Raw genomic sequence first — 15,511 nt, forward strand, 5'->3', positions numbered from 1 at the left:
GGCGGGAGCGCTGGGGCAAACCGGTGGTCATCGACGAGTGCGCGTACGAGGGCAACATTGATCAGGGCTGGGGAAACATCACCGGCGAGGAAATGACCCGGCGGTTCTGGGAGGGGGCCGTCCGGGGCGGTTACGTGGGCCACGGCGAAACGTACATGCACGCTGCTGACGTGCTGTGGTGGGCCAAGGGCGGCGAATTCCATGGCAGCAGCCCGGAGCGGATCGCTTTCCTGCGCCGCATCCTCGAGGAAACCCCGGGCGGGTTCCTCGAGCCGCTGGCGAGCGCCTGGGACGTCCCCACGGCCGGCATCCGGCACGAGTACGAGATCAGCTATTTCGGTTTCAACCAGCCCACCTACCGGAACTTCGTGATGCCCGCCGGCCGCCGTTACGAGGTGGACATCATCGACACCTGGAACATGAGCATTGACACCCTGCCGGACGCAGTGGAAGGGCGCTTCCGCGTGGAGCTCCCCGGCCGCCAGTTCATCGCCGTCAGGCTCCGCGCCGTCGGCTAGCCCCGCCCGACTGCCGCACCCGGACCCAACTGCCGTACCCCCACCCAACTAGCTCGCACTTAATGTCGTTTTCAGGCCTTATAACGACATCTACTGGGAGTTAGTTGGGTGGGCTAGAAGCTCTCGGTCGTGACGGCATTCAAGTAGGCCGCGACTTCGGAGGGCATGTCCACGGAATCGTTGTCGAGGAGCCACTGGACCTGCAAGCCGTCCATGAGCGCGGTCAGCTGGCGTGCCGCTGCGGCAGGCGCGACGCCGGGCCGTAACGTGCCTTCGTCCGCCATGTGCGAGAAAGCATCGCTCAGCAAGCCGCGTACCCGCTCGTACCGTTCAAGAAAGTACTCGTGGGCCGGGTGCTCGGTGTCGGTGGCTTCCGCGGACAGTACGCAGTACAGCGCCACGAGGCCTGGGATGGTGGTGTTGTGCCGGGTCAGATCCACCATGGCGTGCAGCAAGTCCGCACCCTTGGCATCCAAGGCCCCGGTGTAGATCGCGGACTCGTCGTCGCGGAAGGTCAAGACTGCCTCAAGCAAGGCTTCCTTGCTGGGAAAGTGGTGCAGGAGCCCTGCTTGGGTCAGGCCCACTTTGTCCGCCACGTCCTTCAGCGAGCCCGAGCGGTATCCCGAGGATGAAAAGACGGCGAAGGCGGCCTTCAGGATTTCCTGCCTCCGGGCCTCCGTCTTGGCATAAGTCCCGCGGCGCCCTCGGCGCACCGTTTCGGGCTGGATGCCGCCCGCCGTCTCTTTCATGGATCAACCCTAACAACGTCGATTTTCAATAAGTCCATCAATTGGTCAACCACTGTGCGCATCGTCACATTTCATAACGATTCAAAAAGTTCGGCTAAAACCTAGTGGTCACTAGGTTTTTGATGTTACGGTCTTTCCCAATGGCCGTCCATGGTGGACGCCACTGATCGTGAAAGGGACCAACGATGTTCCGATCCAAGCGAATGGCCGCAGTCATTGCGGCTGTTGCCCTGGGGCTCACTGCTTGTGGTGGTGGCGGAGCCGCCGCCCCCCAGGACCAGTCCTCCCAAACCCTGACCCTGGGCGCGCTGTTGGCGCCCAAGACCTTCGCTGCAAACCAGTCCGAGTTCGCCAACCTGTCGCCGTTCTACCAGGCCGTGTACGACACTTTGATCCGGATGAAGCCGGATGGCTCGCTCGTGCCGATGCTGGCCAAAGACTGGAAGTACAACGCGGACAAGACTGTCCTGACGCTCACCCTGCGTGACGACGTCAAGTTCACCGACGGCACCCCCTTCAATGCCGACGCCGCGAAGCAGAACCTTGAGCGCTTCAAGGCAGGAACGTCTCCGGATGCACAGTTCATGGCGGCACTGAAGACTGCCAAAGCCGTGGACGCAACCACGCTGGAACTGACCCTGTCCGCCCCGGACCCGGCGTTCCTGAACTACCTGTCCAAGGACGCGTCCTTCATGCAGAGCCCGGCGTCCTTCGGCAACGCCGACATCGCCACCAAACCCGTCGGCTCCGGTCCGTATGTGCTGGATACCGCCGCCACCGTGACCGGCACGTCCTACAGCTACCACCGCAACCCGAATTACTGGGACAAGAGTTTGGTGCACTACGACAACCTTGTCCTCAACGTCTACGGTGACCAGACCTCCCTGCTGAACGCCATCAAGTCCGGACAGCTCAACGCCGCCAACACCGCCGACAACAACACGCTCACGGAGATCCAGGCTGCCGGGTACAAGGTCAACCCACTCCAGCTGAACTGGGCAGGGCTCATCCTGTTTGACCGGGCCGGAACCACCAACCCCGCGCTCAAGGACGTCCGCGTCCGGCAGGCACTCAACTACGCCTTCGACACCAAGGCGATGCTGCAGTCAATCGGCCAGGGCTATGGCGAGCTGACCACCCAGGTGTTCCCGCCGTCGTCGGCTGCCTATGACAAGTCCCTGGACTCCCGCTACGCCTACAACCCTGCCAAGGCCAAGGAACTGCTTGCCCAGGCCGGATACGCCAGCGGGCTGACCCTGAAGCTGCCGTCCTCGGCGCTCATGGGCAACACCCTCCCTGCGCTCATCACGCAGCAGCTCAAGGACGTCGGCATCACGGCGGAGTTCACGGACACGGGCAACAACTTCATCGCCGACCTCCTGGCGCCGAAGTATGGCGTGAGCTACATGATCCTGGAGCAGCAGTCCGACTGGCAGCTGATCAACATGAAGATCGCTCCCGGTGCCCCGTGGAACCCGTACAAGTACGAGGACCCGAAGGTGGACGAGCTGATCAACAAGATCCATGTCGGTTCTACGGATGAGCAGACGGCCGCCGCGAAGGAACTGAACAAATACATCGTGGAGCAGGCATGGTTCGCTCCGTGGTACCGCCCGCAGTCCAGCTTCGTCACCGACGCCAAGACCAAGGTCGAGGTCCAGACGGGTAACGCCTACCCGTTCATCTGGTCCTTCTCTCCCGCCTCCTAGCGGACAGCCGCCGGGACCGGACCACGTGCAGACCCAAGCCGCGGTCCGGCTCCGGTGGCCCCAGGAACCTTCCCTTAAGGAACTTTGATGTACCGTTTCGTGCTGCGCCGCCTGCTTTCGGGCGTCCTCCTGCTGTTCGTCATTACAACGGTCGCCTACTTGCTGCTGTACGCGGGTGGCGGCGACATCGCCCGCCGCATCGTGGGCCCCACAGCCAGCCAGGCCCAGGTGACCCTGAAGGCTTCCCAGCTGGGCCTGAACCGCCCGCTCGTGGTCCAGTACTGGGATTGGCTCACCCACGCCGTCACCGGCGACCTTGGACGCTCGTGGTTCAACGGCCAGCTGGTCAGCACCGGCGTCACCAGCCGGGTATCGGTGACCCTCTCCCTGGTGTTGGGCGCCACCATCATCGCGGCCGTGATCTCCGTGGTCATCGCTGTCCTGGCCGCAGTGCGCCGGGGCTGGGTGGACCGTGTGGTCCAGTTCGTGGGCGTCCTGGGATTCGCGATTCCCGGCTTCCTCATCGCTTTGGGACTCGTGTCCCTGTTCGCTTTGAACCTCAAGTGGTTCAAGGCCACCGGCTATATACCGATTACGACGTCGTTCGGCGGCTGGGCGGCCACGGTCACCTTGCCGATCATCGCCCTTTCGATCGGCTGTATCGCCTCGGTGGTCCAGCAGGTCCGGGGCTCCCTGATCGATGCCCTCCGCCAGGATTATGTCCGCACGCTCCGGGCCCGCGGCCTCTCCTTCAACCGGGTGGTGTACAGGCACGTGCTGCGCAACGCCGGCGGTCCTGCCCTGGCAGTCCTCGCGGTCCAGTTCATCGGCCTGCTCGGCGGTGCCGTGATCGTTGAACAGATCTTCGCCCTGCCCGGCCTCGGGCAGATCGCCGTTGCCGCCACCAGCCAGGGGGACATCCCGGTGGTGATGGGCGTCGTCGTCGCCACCGCCGCCATCGTGGTGATCGTCAACCTCATCATCGACCTCGCCCAAGGCTGGCTCAACCCGAAAGTTCGGCTGTCATGATCGACACTTCCATCGCACTGCCCACCCAGGCAGCCAAAGTCTCCTTGTTCCGCAAGCTCCTCACGAACCCCACCGGCGCCGTATCCATGCTGGTCCTCGCGATCGTGGCCTTGGCCGCGGTGCTGGCACCTGTGCTCGCAACGCACGACCCCGGCCTGGCCAGCCTGCAGGCGGTCCTGGCCAAGTCCAGCCCGGACCACGTGCTGGGAGCGGACAGTGCCGGCCGTGACGTCTTCAGCCGACTGCTCTTCGCTGGACAGTTCAGCCTGGCCGGGGCGCTGTTGGCGCTGGTTGTCGCCGTCGCGATCGGCGTCACCGGCGGCCTGGTTGCCGGATACTACGGCGGCTGGTTCGATTCGGCGTCCTCCTGGCTCACCGGCCTGCTCATGGCAATGCCCGGCATCGTCATTCTGTTGGCCGCGCGGGCCGTCGTGGGGCCATCGATGTGGTTGTCCATGATGATCTTCGGCGTCCTGCTTTCCCCGGCCTACTTCCGCTTGGTGTACGCCTGCGTGACGGCGGTGCGCAACGAACTCTACGTCGACGCGGCACGGGTCTCCGGGCTCAGCGATTTCCGGATCATCGGCCGCCACATCCTCACCGTGGTGCGCGCACCCGTCATCATCCAGTCCGCCATGGTCCTTGGCATCGCCATCGCCATCCAGGCCGGCCTGGAATTCCTCGGCCTGGGCGACCTCAACATCCCCACGTGGGGGAGCATGCTCAACGACGGCTTCATCAACCTCTACAAGGCACCCACCCTTGTCCTGTGGCCAAGCCTCGTCCTCGGCGTCGTCTGCATCGCGCTGACCCTGCTGGCCAATGCGATGCGCGACGAACTCGAGCGCAGCCGCGGGCCGGTCAAGCGCCGCCGGAAAGGGACCGCCGTCGTCGATTCCGCAGAAGCTGCCGCCAAGCGCGGCGAGCCGGCCGTGGTGCATCCCGAAACACCCGCCGGTGCACGCACTGCTAGCGCCGGTGAAGTCATCCTGGAGGTCACCGACCTGGGCGTCGGCTACGACCAGCCCGATGGTTCCACCACCCACGTGGTGAACCATGTGGGCCTCACGGTCCGCCGGGGCGAGGTTCACGGGCTGGTGGGCGAGTCCGGCTCGGGCAAGACCCAGACCGCCTTCTCTATCCTCCGGCTCCTGCCGCAGGGCGGACGTGTCACGGGTGGCTCCATCGTCTTCGACGGCACGGACCTGGCCCGCCTCTCCGAGAAGGAAATGACGAAGGTCCGCGGCCAGCGCATCGCCTATATCCCGCAGGAACCCATGAGCAACCTGGACGCCGCCTTCACGATCGGCAGCCAGCTCATGGAGCCCATGCGGGTATGCCTGGGCATATCCAAAGCGGAGGCACGGAAGCGCGCACTGGCACTGCTGGCCAAAGTGGGGATTCCCCACCCCGAACGGACCTTCAACGCCTACCCGCACGAGATCTCCGGAGGCATGGCCCAACGGGTGCTGATTGCCGGCGCGGTCTCCTGCGAGCCGGACCTGCTTATCGCGGACGAGCCCACCACTGCATTGGACGTCACGGTGCAGGCCGAAGTGCTCGACCTGCTGCGCGAACTCCAGGACGAGCTGAAAATGGGCGTCATCCTGGTGACCCACAACTTCGGTGTCGTCGCCGATCTGTGCGACCGCGTGACCGTGATGCAGACAGGCCGCGTCGTGGAAACCGGGCCCGTCCGGACCATCTTCAAGGACGCCCGCCACCCGTACACCCGGCAACTGCTGGAAGCGATCCTCGAGGATGCGGCACCGCGCGGCCCGCTGGGCGCCGCTGGTCCCCGCACAAACGGTGCAAGCACCGACGGATCCCTCACCAGCCTGACAGGAGTGAAGCCATGACCGAAACACTGCTCGACGTCCGGGACGTCGTCGTCGAATATCCCCTCAAGGGCTTCCGGAAGGAACCGTTCAAGGCCCTCAAGGGCGTTTCCCTCGACATCCGCCCCGGCGAGACGGTGGGCCTGGTGGGGGAGTCGGGCTCCGGCAAGACCACGCTGGGCCGCGCCGTGCTGGGGCTCGCCCCGGTCACCGGGGGAAGCATCAAGTACCGCGGCCAGGAAATCTCCCAAGCCACGCGCGCCCAGCGCAAGGAGCTCAGCCACGAGATCCAGGTGGTGTTCCAGGATCCGTACACCTCGCTCAACCCGTCCATGACCATCGAGCAGATCCTCACCGAGCCGCTCACGGTCCGGAAAGTGGAACGCCAGGCCGCCAACAAGCGGGTCGCCGAGCTGCTGGACCAGGTCCGGTTGCCGCACGGCGCCGCCCACCGGCTGCCGCGCGAGTTCTCCGGCGGGCAGCGCCAACGCATCGCCATCGCCCGGGCCCTGGCACTGGATCCGAAGCTGATCGTGTGCGACGAACCCGTCTCGGCCCTGGACCTCTCCACCCAAGCCACGGTGCTGGACCTTTTCATCGAGATCCAGGAACGCACCGGCGTCGCCTACCTCTTCGTCTCGCACGACCTCGCGGTGGTCCGCCACCTCAGCCACCGCGTCGCCGTGATGTATCACGGCGAAATCGTCGAATGGGGCGACGGCGGGCAAGTCACCGGAGAACCCGAGCATCCCTACACCCAGAGGCTCTTCATGGCCGCCCCGGTCCCCGATCCGGACCGGCAAGCCCAGCGCCGCGCCGACCGCCTGCGCTTGCTGGACATCCAGCACCAGCAGAACGTCCAGGCCGGCGTGGCCTGACCCGCTGCCAGCCCCACCTTCAGAACAAACACAGACCCACGAAAGGCGAGCCCATGACTCAGCCGCCACTGTCCGCGAGCCCGGAACTCTCCCCGGCCGCAACGTTTCCCGCCGACTTCGCCTGGGGCGTGGCCACCGCCGCGTACCAAATCGAAGGTGCCGTCAACGAGGGCGGACGCGGCCAGAGCATCTGGGACACCTTCTCCCACCGGCCGGGCACCACCATCCACGGTGACAACGGGGACATCGCCTGCGACCACTTCCACCGCTGGGAACAGGACCTTGACCTCATGGTGGAGCTGGGCATCCCGTCTTACCGGCTGTCCTTGTCCTGGTCCCGGCTGCAGCCCACCGGCGTCGGCCCGCTCAACCCGGAAGGCGTGCGCTTTTACCGTGACCTGCTGGCGGGCTGCGCAGCCCGCGGCATCACCCCGTACGTGACGCTCTACCACTGGGACCTCCCGCAAACACTGCAGGACGACGGCGGCTGGCCGGCCCGGCGTACTGCCCACCGTTTCGGGGAGTACGCAGGGCTCGTGGCCGAGGCGTTGGGTGACCTTGCCGAGTACTGGATCACCATCAACGAGCCGATGTGCGCGGCCTTCCTTGGCCACTCCTGGGGCATGCAGGCCCCAGGCATCAAGGACGACCGCCTCGCCGTGCGCGCAGCCCATCACTTGCTCCTGGCCCATGGCTTGGCGCTGGCCGAATTCCGTGCCCGCCGCCCCGAGGCCAAAGTGGGCATCACCAATATCATCGGCAACCTCAACCCGGCCAGCGATTCCGAAGCCGACCGCAAGGCCACGGAATACTGGGACGCCGTCAGCAACCGGATCTTCCTGGACCCCGTCTACCGGGGCCGCTACGCCGAGTCCACCATCGGGGTCTACGGCCAGTACGGGCTGACCGCCACCGGCGAGGGAGCTTCGGCCGAAGACCTCGTCCAACCCGGAGACCTGGCCATCATCTCGGCACCCGGGGACTTTGCCGGAATCAACCACTACACCAACATGCTGGTTTCCGCGGACGAAGCAGCCCCGGGAGGGGCAAGCTGGACGCACGTGCTGCCGGCACCGTCGTCGTTCGGTTGGTCCAATACGCCCGTGGCACTCAAAGCGGTACTCAAGCGGGTCGCCGCCGAATACACCTCCCTTCCTCTGTACGTCACGGAAAACGGCGTCACGTTCCACGACTACGTGGATCCGAACGGCGAGGTCCGCGACCCCGAACGCATCGACTACCTGCGCGGCTACATTTCCGCGGTAGGCGAGGCGATCGCCGACGGCGTGGACGTCCGCGGCTACTTCGCGTGGTCCTTCATGGACAACTTCGAATGGGCCGAAGGCTACGACAAACGCTTCGGCCTGGTCTACGTGGACTACGGCACCCAGGCCCGCATCCCCAAGTGGAGCGCGTACTGGTACCGGGACATCATTGCCGCCCAGCGCGAAGCCGCCGGGGCCGCAGCCACCACGGGTGCCACCGCATGAGCATCGACACTTCATCCCTCAAGTCAGACAAGAAAGCCACCATGGAACTCCTCACCGACCAGACCATCGACCAACGCCTCGAGTCCCTGCTGGCCCGGCTGAGCCTGGAGGAGAAGGTGCGGTTGCTGACGGGCCGGGATTTCTGGACGACGTGGCCGGTGGAGAAGATCGGGTTGCGGCGGATGTTGTTCTCGGACGGGCCAACGGGGGTGCGCGGCGAGGTGTGGGATGAGCGGCAGCCATCGATGAATTTCCCGTCCGCGACGGCGATCAGCTCGTCCTGGGATCCCGCGATGGCGGACCGTTTGGGGGCTGCCTCGGCGGTCGAGGCCCGCCGGAAGGGCGTCGACGTGGTGCTCGGCCCGACGATCAACCTGCACCGTTCCCCGCTGGGCGGCCGGCATTTCGAGGCGTTCAGCGAGGACCCGGTCCTGACCGCGGAGCTCGCGGCGGCGTATGTGGCCGGCGTGCAGCGCAACGGCGTCGGTGCGACCCCCAAGCATTACGTGGCCAATGACTCGGAGACGGACCGGTTCACCGTCGATGTGAAGGTGGCGGAGCGGCCCTTGCGGGAGCTGTACCTGCTGGCGTTCGAGAAGGCCATTGTGGACTCGAAGGCGTGGCTGGTGATGAGCGCGTACAACTCGGTCAACGGTGCCACGGCCACGGAGAACGAGCTGCTGGAAGCCCCGCTGAACACCGAGTGGGGTTTCGACGGCGTGGTGATCAGCGACTGGACCGCGGTGCGCAGCGTGGAAAGCGCGAAGCACTCCCAGGACCTCGTGATGCCGGGTCCGGACGGTCCGTGGGGTTCGGCGCTCGTGCTGGCGGTGAAGTGCGGCACGGTTCCGGAGGCCGCGGTTGACCGGAAGGTGTTGCGGATCCTGCAGCTCGCCGCCCGGGTGGGCGCCCTGGAAGGTTTCGAACCCGTGGCAGCGGAGCCGGCGGAGCGGGAGGACCCGGTCGTGTTCGCCCGGGAAGCATCCGTGGCCGGGACGGTGATGGTGAAGAACGACGGCGTGCTGCCGCTGGCTCCCGCCTCCGTGACCGGCGTCGCGGTGATCGGGCACAATGCCCGCCATGCCAGGACCCAGGGCGGCGGGTCCGCGACCGTGGTCCCGGAAAGGATCGTCACCCCGCTGGACGGGATCCGTGCGGCGTTCAGGCCGGAGAACGTCAGCTACACCGTGGGCGCGGTGGTGCAGGAAGGCATCGCCGAACTGCCCCTGGAACAGCTCAGGAACCCTGTCACGGGCGAGCCGGGGCTGCGGGTGCGCTTCTTTGCCTCCACGGGCAAGGAACTGTTCGCGGAGGACCGCCGCTCCACCGCGCTGGTTTGGTTCGGCGGGGATGCCCCGATCGCGGAGTCTTCCATGGTCCAGTTCCATACCCACTACACGCCCGAGGAGACCGGCACCATCCGGCTGGGCTTCTCCACCGTGGGGCACGGGCGGATCTTCGTGGACGGGGTCCTGGCGCATGAGGCGTCCATCGAGGCCACGGGCACGGACCTGGGCGCGGCGTTCCTGGCCCCGCCCTCCGCTTCCGTCCCGCTCGAGGCCACGGCGGGTGTTCCGCTGGAAGTGACGGTGGAACTGGACCTCGCCGGGCGCGCCGGCGCCCTGGGCAACGCCCTGGCCGTGACCATCGGGCTCGAAGCGGACCACACCGACCCCGAGGCCCTCATCAACGACGCCGTCGCCGCGGCCCGGGCGGCCGAGGTCGCCGTCGTCGTGGTCGGCACGAACTCGCGCGTCGAATCCGAAGGCTACGACCGCACCACCCTGGAGCTTCCGGGCCTGCAGGACCGCCTGGTCCGCGCCGTCGCCGCGGCCAACCCGCGCACCGTGGTGGTGGTGAACTCCGGGTCCCCGGTGCTGCTGCCCTGGCGGGACGAGGTGGCGGCGATCCTGATCGGGTACTTCGGCGGGCAGGAATTCGGCACCGCCCTCGCCGACATCCTCACCGGCGCGGCCGAGCCCGGCGGACGGCTCCCGACCACTTGGCCCGGGGCCCAGGAGGACGTGCCGGTCCTCAACACCACCCCCGACGCGAACGGGGAACTCGCCTACACCGAGGGCATCCACATCGGCTACCGGGCCTGGCTCAAGGAAGGGACGGAACCGGCCTACGAATTCGGGCACGGACTCGGCTACACCCGTTGGACCCTCGACACCGCCGAGGCCCCCGGCACCGACACCTCCGCGATCGCGGTGCCCGGCGCCGTCGTGCCCCTCACGGTGACCCTCACCAACACCGGCACCCGCCCCGGCAAGCAGGTGGTGCAGGTCTACGCCGAACGGCCCGGCTCCGCCGTGGACCGTCCCGTGCGCTGGCTCGTCGCCTCCGCCCCCGTATGGGCCGAACCCGGCGAAACCCGCACCGCGGTGATCAATGTGCCCACCCGGCTGCTGGCCTACTGGGACAACGGCTGGACCTACGAACCCGGTGACTACCGCCTGCGCATCGGCACCTCCGTCACCGAACTGCCGCTCGAAACCGTTCTCACACTTGGAGGCGCTGCATGAACTTCCCCAACCCACTGATTCCCGGCTTCAACCCCGATCCCAGCATCGTCAAGGTCGGCGAGGACTACTATCTGGCGACCTCCACGTTCGAATACCTCCCCGGCATTCCGGTCTACCACAGCACCGACCTGGTCAACTGGGACCGGATCGGCCACGTGGTGGACCGGGAAGGGCAACTCGATTCAAGGGACGTGCCCACCCTTGGAGGCGCGTGGGCACCCACCATCCGTTTCCACGACGGCCTCTTCTACGTCGCTGTCACCGACGCCATGGCACGCGGGACCCTGGTGTTCACGGCAGAGGACCCTGCCGGGCCATGGAGCGACGGACTCGCCATTGAGGGCGCCATCGGCATCGACCAGGACCTTGCCTGGGACGAGGACGGCACCGCCTACATGACGTACTCGGGACTCGACACCGTCACCGGGAACATCGGCGAGCACGGCGGCATCCTCCAAGTCCGCGTGGATCTGGAAACCGGCAAGGCCCTTGAGGTGCCCCGTAGCGTGTGGTCCGGGACCGGACTGATGTTCCCGGAAGCGCCCCACCTTTACCGGCATGGCGACTACTGGTACCTCATGATCGCCGAAGGCGGGACCGAGCGCGGACACAGCGTCAGCATTGCCCGCGGAACCTCGCCGGCCGGTCCTTTCGAGGGCAACCCGGCCAACCCCATCTTGAGTGCCCGCAGCACCGAGCGTCCCATCCAGAACACCGGCCACGGCGACCTCGTGCAGACGCCCGACGGCGGCTGGGCCATGGTGCTCTTGGGCATGCGGCCCAAGGGCATGACCCGGGCCTTCTCCGCCCTGGGCCGGGAAACCTTCATCACCCCGGTCACGTGGGAGGACGGCTGGCCCGTCGTCGAACCCGTCATCCTCAACCCCCGCCCGGGCGGCGGTGAGTTCGAGGACAACTTTGCGGAAACCGAGCTCGACGGCGGCTGGATCGCCGTGCGGCGATTCCCCGGCACGTTCGCCTCCACCGAGAAGAACCCCGGGCGCCTCACCCTGGTCAGCGACGGCGCCAGCCTGGACGATCCAAGGCCTTCCTTCCTGGGCCGCCGCCAGCGGTACCAGGTGGAGACCATCTCCGCGCTGGTGGGCACCGGATCGTCCGAAGACCTGGACCCCCTTGACGGGGGAAGGAATGCCGGCGGCCTCGCCGTCCGCTACGACGAGGCACACCACTATTCGATCGAACTGAGCGGAACCACCCTGACGGCGCGGGCCCGGATCTCCTCGATCGAACAAAGCTGGACGCGACAGGTTCCCGCCGGACCACTGGAACTTCGCATCGCAACCCGACAGCCGGATTCGGGCGCGGGATTCGGGCACCTGAGCTCGGACACCATCGCCCTCCAGGCAGTCGTCGACGGCGAACTGCTCACCTTGGCCGAACTGGACGGCCGCTACCTCTCGGCGGAAACCGCAGCCTCCTTCACGGGACGCGTTTCCGGCGTCTTCGCGAGCCGCGGCACGGTCACGTTCGACTGGTTCCGTGGTGAAGGCCGCGAACCACAGTAGGAACTCCGGCGCCTATCCACCCACCGCTTCCGAAAGGCCCCTCCGTGACATCAACATCCCTGGCACCGCAGCCAGCAGGTCTCCGCCAGGCTTCTGTCAGCCGGTTCAGCGCTGAGTACAGGACCGATACCGCCTTCGTGGCCAATCCGCGGCCGCGGCTCAGCTGGGTCGTCGCCACGGACAGCACCGATTGGCAGCAGACCCGTGCCGAACTGCGGCTGACCCGTGCGGGGGCTGTCGAGTCGGCAGTGCACGAAGGCCCTGACTCGGTGCTGGTGGAGTGGCCTTTTGGGGCCATCGACGCCGGGGAGCAGGTGGCAGTCGAGGTGCGCGTCTCGGGGAACGACGGCGGCACCACGGCTTGGAGCGCACCCTTGGCTTTGGCGGGGGGCTACCTTGAAGGGCCGTGGCAGGCCGAAGCGATCGGCCTGCCCGTCCTTTCCCGGGCGGAGATTCCGCTCGGGCAGCCCGGCCAATTGCGGCACGAATTCACGGTGGGCCCGGGCTTGGCCAAAGCCACCCTCTTCGCCACCGCGCACGGTGTCTACCAGGCCGAAATCAACGGCTCGGAAGTGGATGACCAGGTTCTGAAACCGGGCTGGACGGCTTACGCCGACCGACTCAACCACGAAACCACCGACGTCACCGCGCTCCTCAAACAGGGGGCCAACGCCATTGGTGTGTGGCTCGCGGGAGGCTGGTACACCGAAAAATACGGCTTCCACGGCTTTGCCACACCGTTCTACGGCGAGCAGCCGGCCGTCAAAGTGGAACTGCATCTCGAATACGCCGACGGCACGCGGCAAACCGTGGCCAGCGGCCCGGAGTGGCGGGGCACCACGGCGGGCCCACTCGTTTCCAGCGGCATCTACGCGGGGGAATCTTTCGATGCGCGGCGTATCGAGGCCGGCTGGTCATTGCCGGATTTCGACGATTCGCGCTGGCTTCCCGCTTCCGTGGACTCCGGAGCTGCGGATTCCAGGGCCCCGGGCTCCAAGCCGTGGGCGGAGGCAACTCCCGCCGTGGCGCCTCCGGTCCGTCGGATCGAAGAACTGCCTGTCAGGGAAGTCCTGACCACGCCATCCGGCGCCACCGTCCTGGACTTCGGCCAGAACCTGGTGGGCCGCCTCCGGATCCGGGTAAGCGGCGACGCGGGACGCCGGATCACACTCCGCCATGCCGAGGTCCTGGAAGATGGTGAACTGTCCCTCCGTCCGCTTCGCCTGGCTGCCGCTACGGACAGCTACACGCTCGCCGGCGGCGGGGAGGATTCCGGGGAGGAGGAATGGGAGCCTCGCTTCACGTTCCACGGGTTCCGCTATGCACAAGTAGACAACTGGCCCGGCGAGCTGGACCCGGCGGCGATCACCGCCGTCGTCATCCACAACGACATGCGCCGCACCGGATGGTTCGAGTGTTCGGACCCGATGTTGAACCGCCTGCATGAGAACGCCTTGTGGGGAATGCGCGGCAACTTCCTGGCGCTGCCCACGGACTGCCCGCAACGGGATGAGCGCCTTGGGTGGACCGGAGACATCCAGGTCTTCAGCCCGACGGCCAGCTACCTCTACGACTCCTTGGGGTTCCTCAGTTCCTGGCTGCAGGATCTCGCCCTCGAACAGAGCCACCGCAATGGTGTGGTGCCCATTGTCGTTCCTGCGGTGCTCGGCATGCTGGAATCGCCCGTGGCCGCCTGGGGTGACGCCGCCACGGTGGTTCCGTGGGTGCTCTATGAACGCTTCGGCGACCTCGGACTGCTGGGCCGGCAGTACCGAAGCATGTGCGATTGGGCTGATGCGTTGCTCCGCGTCCGGGACAGCTCCGGCTTGTGGCAGGGCCAAATGCAGCTGGGCGACTGGCTGGACCCGGCAGCACCGCCGGACAAGCCCGGCGCCGCCCGCACCCACGGCGACATCGTGGCCAGCGCCTACCTTTTCCGTTCCCTCGACCTCACGGCCAAGGCCGCGGCCGTGCTGGGCGCCGACGACGACCACGGCAAATACTCAACCCTCGCCGAAGACGTGCGCAGCGCGTTCCTGGCCGAATACGTCACGCCCGCCGGCCGCATGGTTTCCGATGCGCAGACGGCCTACTCGCTGGCAATCATGTTCGGGATCAGCACGGACCCCGTCCAACGCCAGGCACTTGGTGACCGGCTCGCGGAACTCGTTCGGCTGGGCGGCTACAGGATCGCCACCGGTTTCGTCGGCACGCCCCTCATCGCGGACGCCCTGACGGTCACCGGGCACATGGATGCCGCTGAGCGCTTGCTCACCCAGACCGAATGCCCGTCCTGGCTCTACCCGGTCACCCAGGGCGCCACCACCATCTGGGAACGCTGGGACTCCATCCTGGAGGACGGCACGGTCAACCCCGGCGAAATGACCTCCTTCAACCACTACGCGCTCGGCGCCATTGCCGACTGGATGCACCGGACCGTTGCCGGCCTGGCTCCTGCTGCGCCGGGCTACCGGAAACAGCACATCGCTCCGCGTCCGCTCCGCAGCCTGCAGCATGCCGGCACCTCACACGAGACGCCGTACGGCCTGGCCAGCGTGGCCTGGAAGCGTTCCGGCGAGCGGATCCTCGTGGAAGCCGTCGTGCCTCCGGGGACCACCGCCGTCGTTTCCGTGCCTGACGGATCCGAGGAGTTCGAAGTGGGATCCGGCCGGTACGCCTGGGACGTGCCCGACGCCGCTCCTGGCGCGGCGTACAGTGCCGTGTCCTTGGACTCGCCGCTGTCCGCCATCATGGACGATCCCGGGGCCTACGCGGCAGTCTGGCAGGCCATCGACGCGCACGATCCCGCCGCGGCCGCCCAATTCCGCAAGGACACCGTCTGGTACCGCCAGACGTCCCTGAACCAGGGGCTGACCTTCACTCCAGCGCCCATCAAGCGAGAGATCGGCTCCGCATTGTCGGCACTGAGCGGCACACGCACCGATGTCCCGCCCCTTGCTCCACGAGAACACTGACCTGAGAACCCTGAACCGAGAAGGCAAAGATGACCACTTTCACCGCTGAAAGCCCCCTGTACTTCGTGATGCGGCACGCCGAAGGAAACCGCATCCTGAGCGAACGCGTCCCCACGCTTGTGAACAGCCCGGCGCTGCACACGCTCTACTTCCACGAGGTGGGCACCATCCTCGGAACCGAGGAGGCCCTGCAGGGGAAGCCCGGGGAAACCGCGCAAATCCTGCGCCTCCTCGGCGAGTTGGAACCCGAGGATCTTGCAGCCCAGCGGGC

11 protein-coding genes are annotated in these 15,511 nt (G+C 66.7%); 10 read left to right on the forward strand and 1 reads right to left on the reverse strand.

Features of this window, described 5'->3' with window-relative positions; all coding sequences use genetic code 11:
• Positions 1-518 (forward strand): DUF5605 domain-containing protein (locus tag QRN51_RS22390; protein ID WP_284991944.1); only part of this gene is annotated, 518 nt, incomplete at its 5' end.
• A gap of 113 nt (positions 519-631) precedes the next feature.
• On the opposite strand, the gene QRN51_RS22395 is transcribed toward QRN51_RS22390, so the two are convergent.
• On the reverse strand, positions 632-1,267 hold the full coding sequence (locus QRN51_RS22395; protein ID WP_284991945.1) for a TetR/AcrR family transcriptional regulator: 636 nt from the start codon (positions 1,265-1,267) through the stop codon (positions 632-634).
• 185 nt (positions 1,268-1,452) lie between these two features.
• Between QRN51_RS22395 and QRN51_RS22400 the strand changes: the two genes are divergently transcribed.
• The 9 genes from QRN51_RS22400 to QRN51_RS22440 all read left to right on the forward strand — a co-directional run.
• Positions 1,453-2,976 (forward strand): ABC transporter substrate-binding protein, encoded by a 1,524-nt coding sequence (locus tag QRN51_RS22400; RefSeq protein ID WP_059388462.1) that lies wholly within the window; start codon positions 1,453-1,455, stop codon positions 2,974-2,976.
• Positions 2,977-3,063: 87 nt separating this feature from the next.
• Positions 3,064-4,005: an ABC transporter permease gene (locus QRN51_RS22405; protein WP_284991946.1), complete on the forward strand. Its 942-nt coding sequence runs from the start codon at positions 3,064-3,066 to the stop codon at positions 4,003-4,005.
• On the forward strand, positions 4,002-5,864 hold the full coding sequence (locus tag QRN51_RS22410) for a dipeptide/oligopeptide/nickel ABC transporter permease/ATP-binding protein (RefSeq protein WP_284991947.1): 1,863 nt from the start codon (positions 4,002-4,004) through the stop codon (positions 5,862-5,864). Before QRN51_RS22405 ends, QRN51_RS22410 begins: the two co-directional genes overlap by 4 nt.
• Entirely contained in the window at positions 5,861-6,721 is an 861-nt protein-coding gene (locus QRN51_RS22415) for an ATP-binding cassette domain-containing protein (protein WP_284991948.1), read from the forward strand. Before QRN51_RS22410 ends, QRN51_RS22415 begins: the two co-directional genes overlap by 4 nt.
• Before the next feature lie 53 nt (positions 6,722-6,774).
• A complete protein-coding gene (locus QRN51_RS22420; protein ID WP_284991949.1) occupies positions 6,775-8,211 on the forward strand; it encodes a GH1 family beta-glucosidase in 1,437 nt (478 codons plus the stop codon).
• Between the two features lie 41 nt (positions 8,212-8,252).
• Complete coding sequence (locus tag QRN51_RS22425) at positions 8,253-10,739, forward strand: beta-glucosidase family protein (RefSeq protein ID WP_284991953.1); 2,487 nt, start codon at positions 8,253-8,255, stop codon at positions 10,737-10,739.
• Positions 10,736-12,265, forward strand: a complete 1,530-nt coding sequence (locus tag QRN51_RS22430; protein WP_284991950.1) for a glycoside hydrolase family 43 protein — start codon at positions 10,736-10,738, stop codon at positions 12,263-12,265. The genes QRN51_RS22425 and QRN51_RS22430 overlap by 4 nt, the downstream gene beginning before the upstream one ends.
• Positions 12,266-12,309: 44 nt before the next feature.
• Complete coding sequence (locus QRN51_RS22435) at positions 12,310-15,240, forward strand: family 78 glycoside hydrolase catalytic domain (protein WP_284991951.1); 2,931 nt, start codon at positions 12,310-12,312, stop codon at positions 15,238-15,240.
• A 29-nt stretch (positions 15,241-15,269) separates the two neighbouring features.
• Positions 15,270-15,511, forward strand: a 242-nt coding sequence (locus QRN51_RS22440; protein ID WP_284991952.1) for a hypothetical protein, incomplete at its 3' end; no start/stop codon positions are given.

The sequence above is a fragment of the Arthrobacter sp. efr-133-TYG-120 genome (assembly GCF_030209785.1).
GTDB lineage: Bacteria > Actinomycetota > Actinomycetes > Actinomycetales > Micrococcaceae > Arthrobacter.

What these genes read in the sequence shown, in the direction of transcription:
- QRN51_RS22395 (WP_284991945.1), bottom strand. Translation starts at nt 1,267, where the DNA reads ATGAAAGAGACGGCGGGCGGCATCCAGCCCGAAACGGTGCGCCGAGGG.
- QRN51_RS22400 (WP_059388462.1), top strand. Translation starts at nt 1,453, where the DNA reads ATGTTCCGATCCAAGCGAATGGCCGCAGTCATTGCGGCTGTTGCCCTG.
- QRN51_RS22405 (WP_284991946.1), top strand. Translation starts at nt 3,064, where the DNA reads ATGTACCGTTTCGTGCTGCGCCGCCTGCTTTCGGGCGTCCTCCTGCTG.
- QRN51_RS22410 (WP_284991947.1), top strand. Translation starts at nt 4,002, where the DNA reads ATGATCGACACTTCCATCGCACTGCCCACCCAGGCAGCCAAAGTCTCC.
- QRN51_RS22415 (WP_284991948.1), top strand. Translation starts at nt 5,861, where the DNA reads ATGACCGAAACACTGCTCGACGTCCGGGACGTCGTCGTCGAATATCCC.
- QRN51_RS22420 (WP_284991949.1), top strand. Translation starts at nt 6,775, where the DNA reads ATGACTCAGCCGCCACTGTCCGCGAGCCCGGAACTCTCCCCGGCCGCA.
- QRN51_RS22425 (WP_284991953.1), top strand. Translation starts at nt 8,253, where the DNA reads ATGGAACTCCTCACCGACCAGACCATCGACCAACGCCTCGAGTCCCTG.
- QRN51_RS22430 (WP_284991950.1), top strand. Translation starts at nt 10,736, where the DNA reads ATGAACTTCCCCAACCCACTGATTCCCGGCTTCAACCCCGATCCCAGC.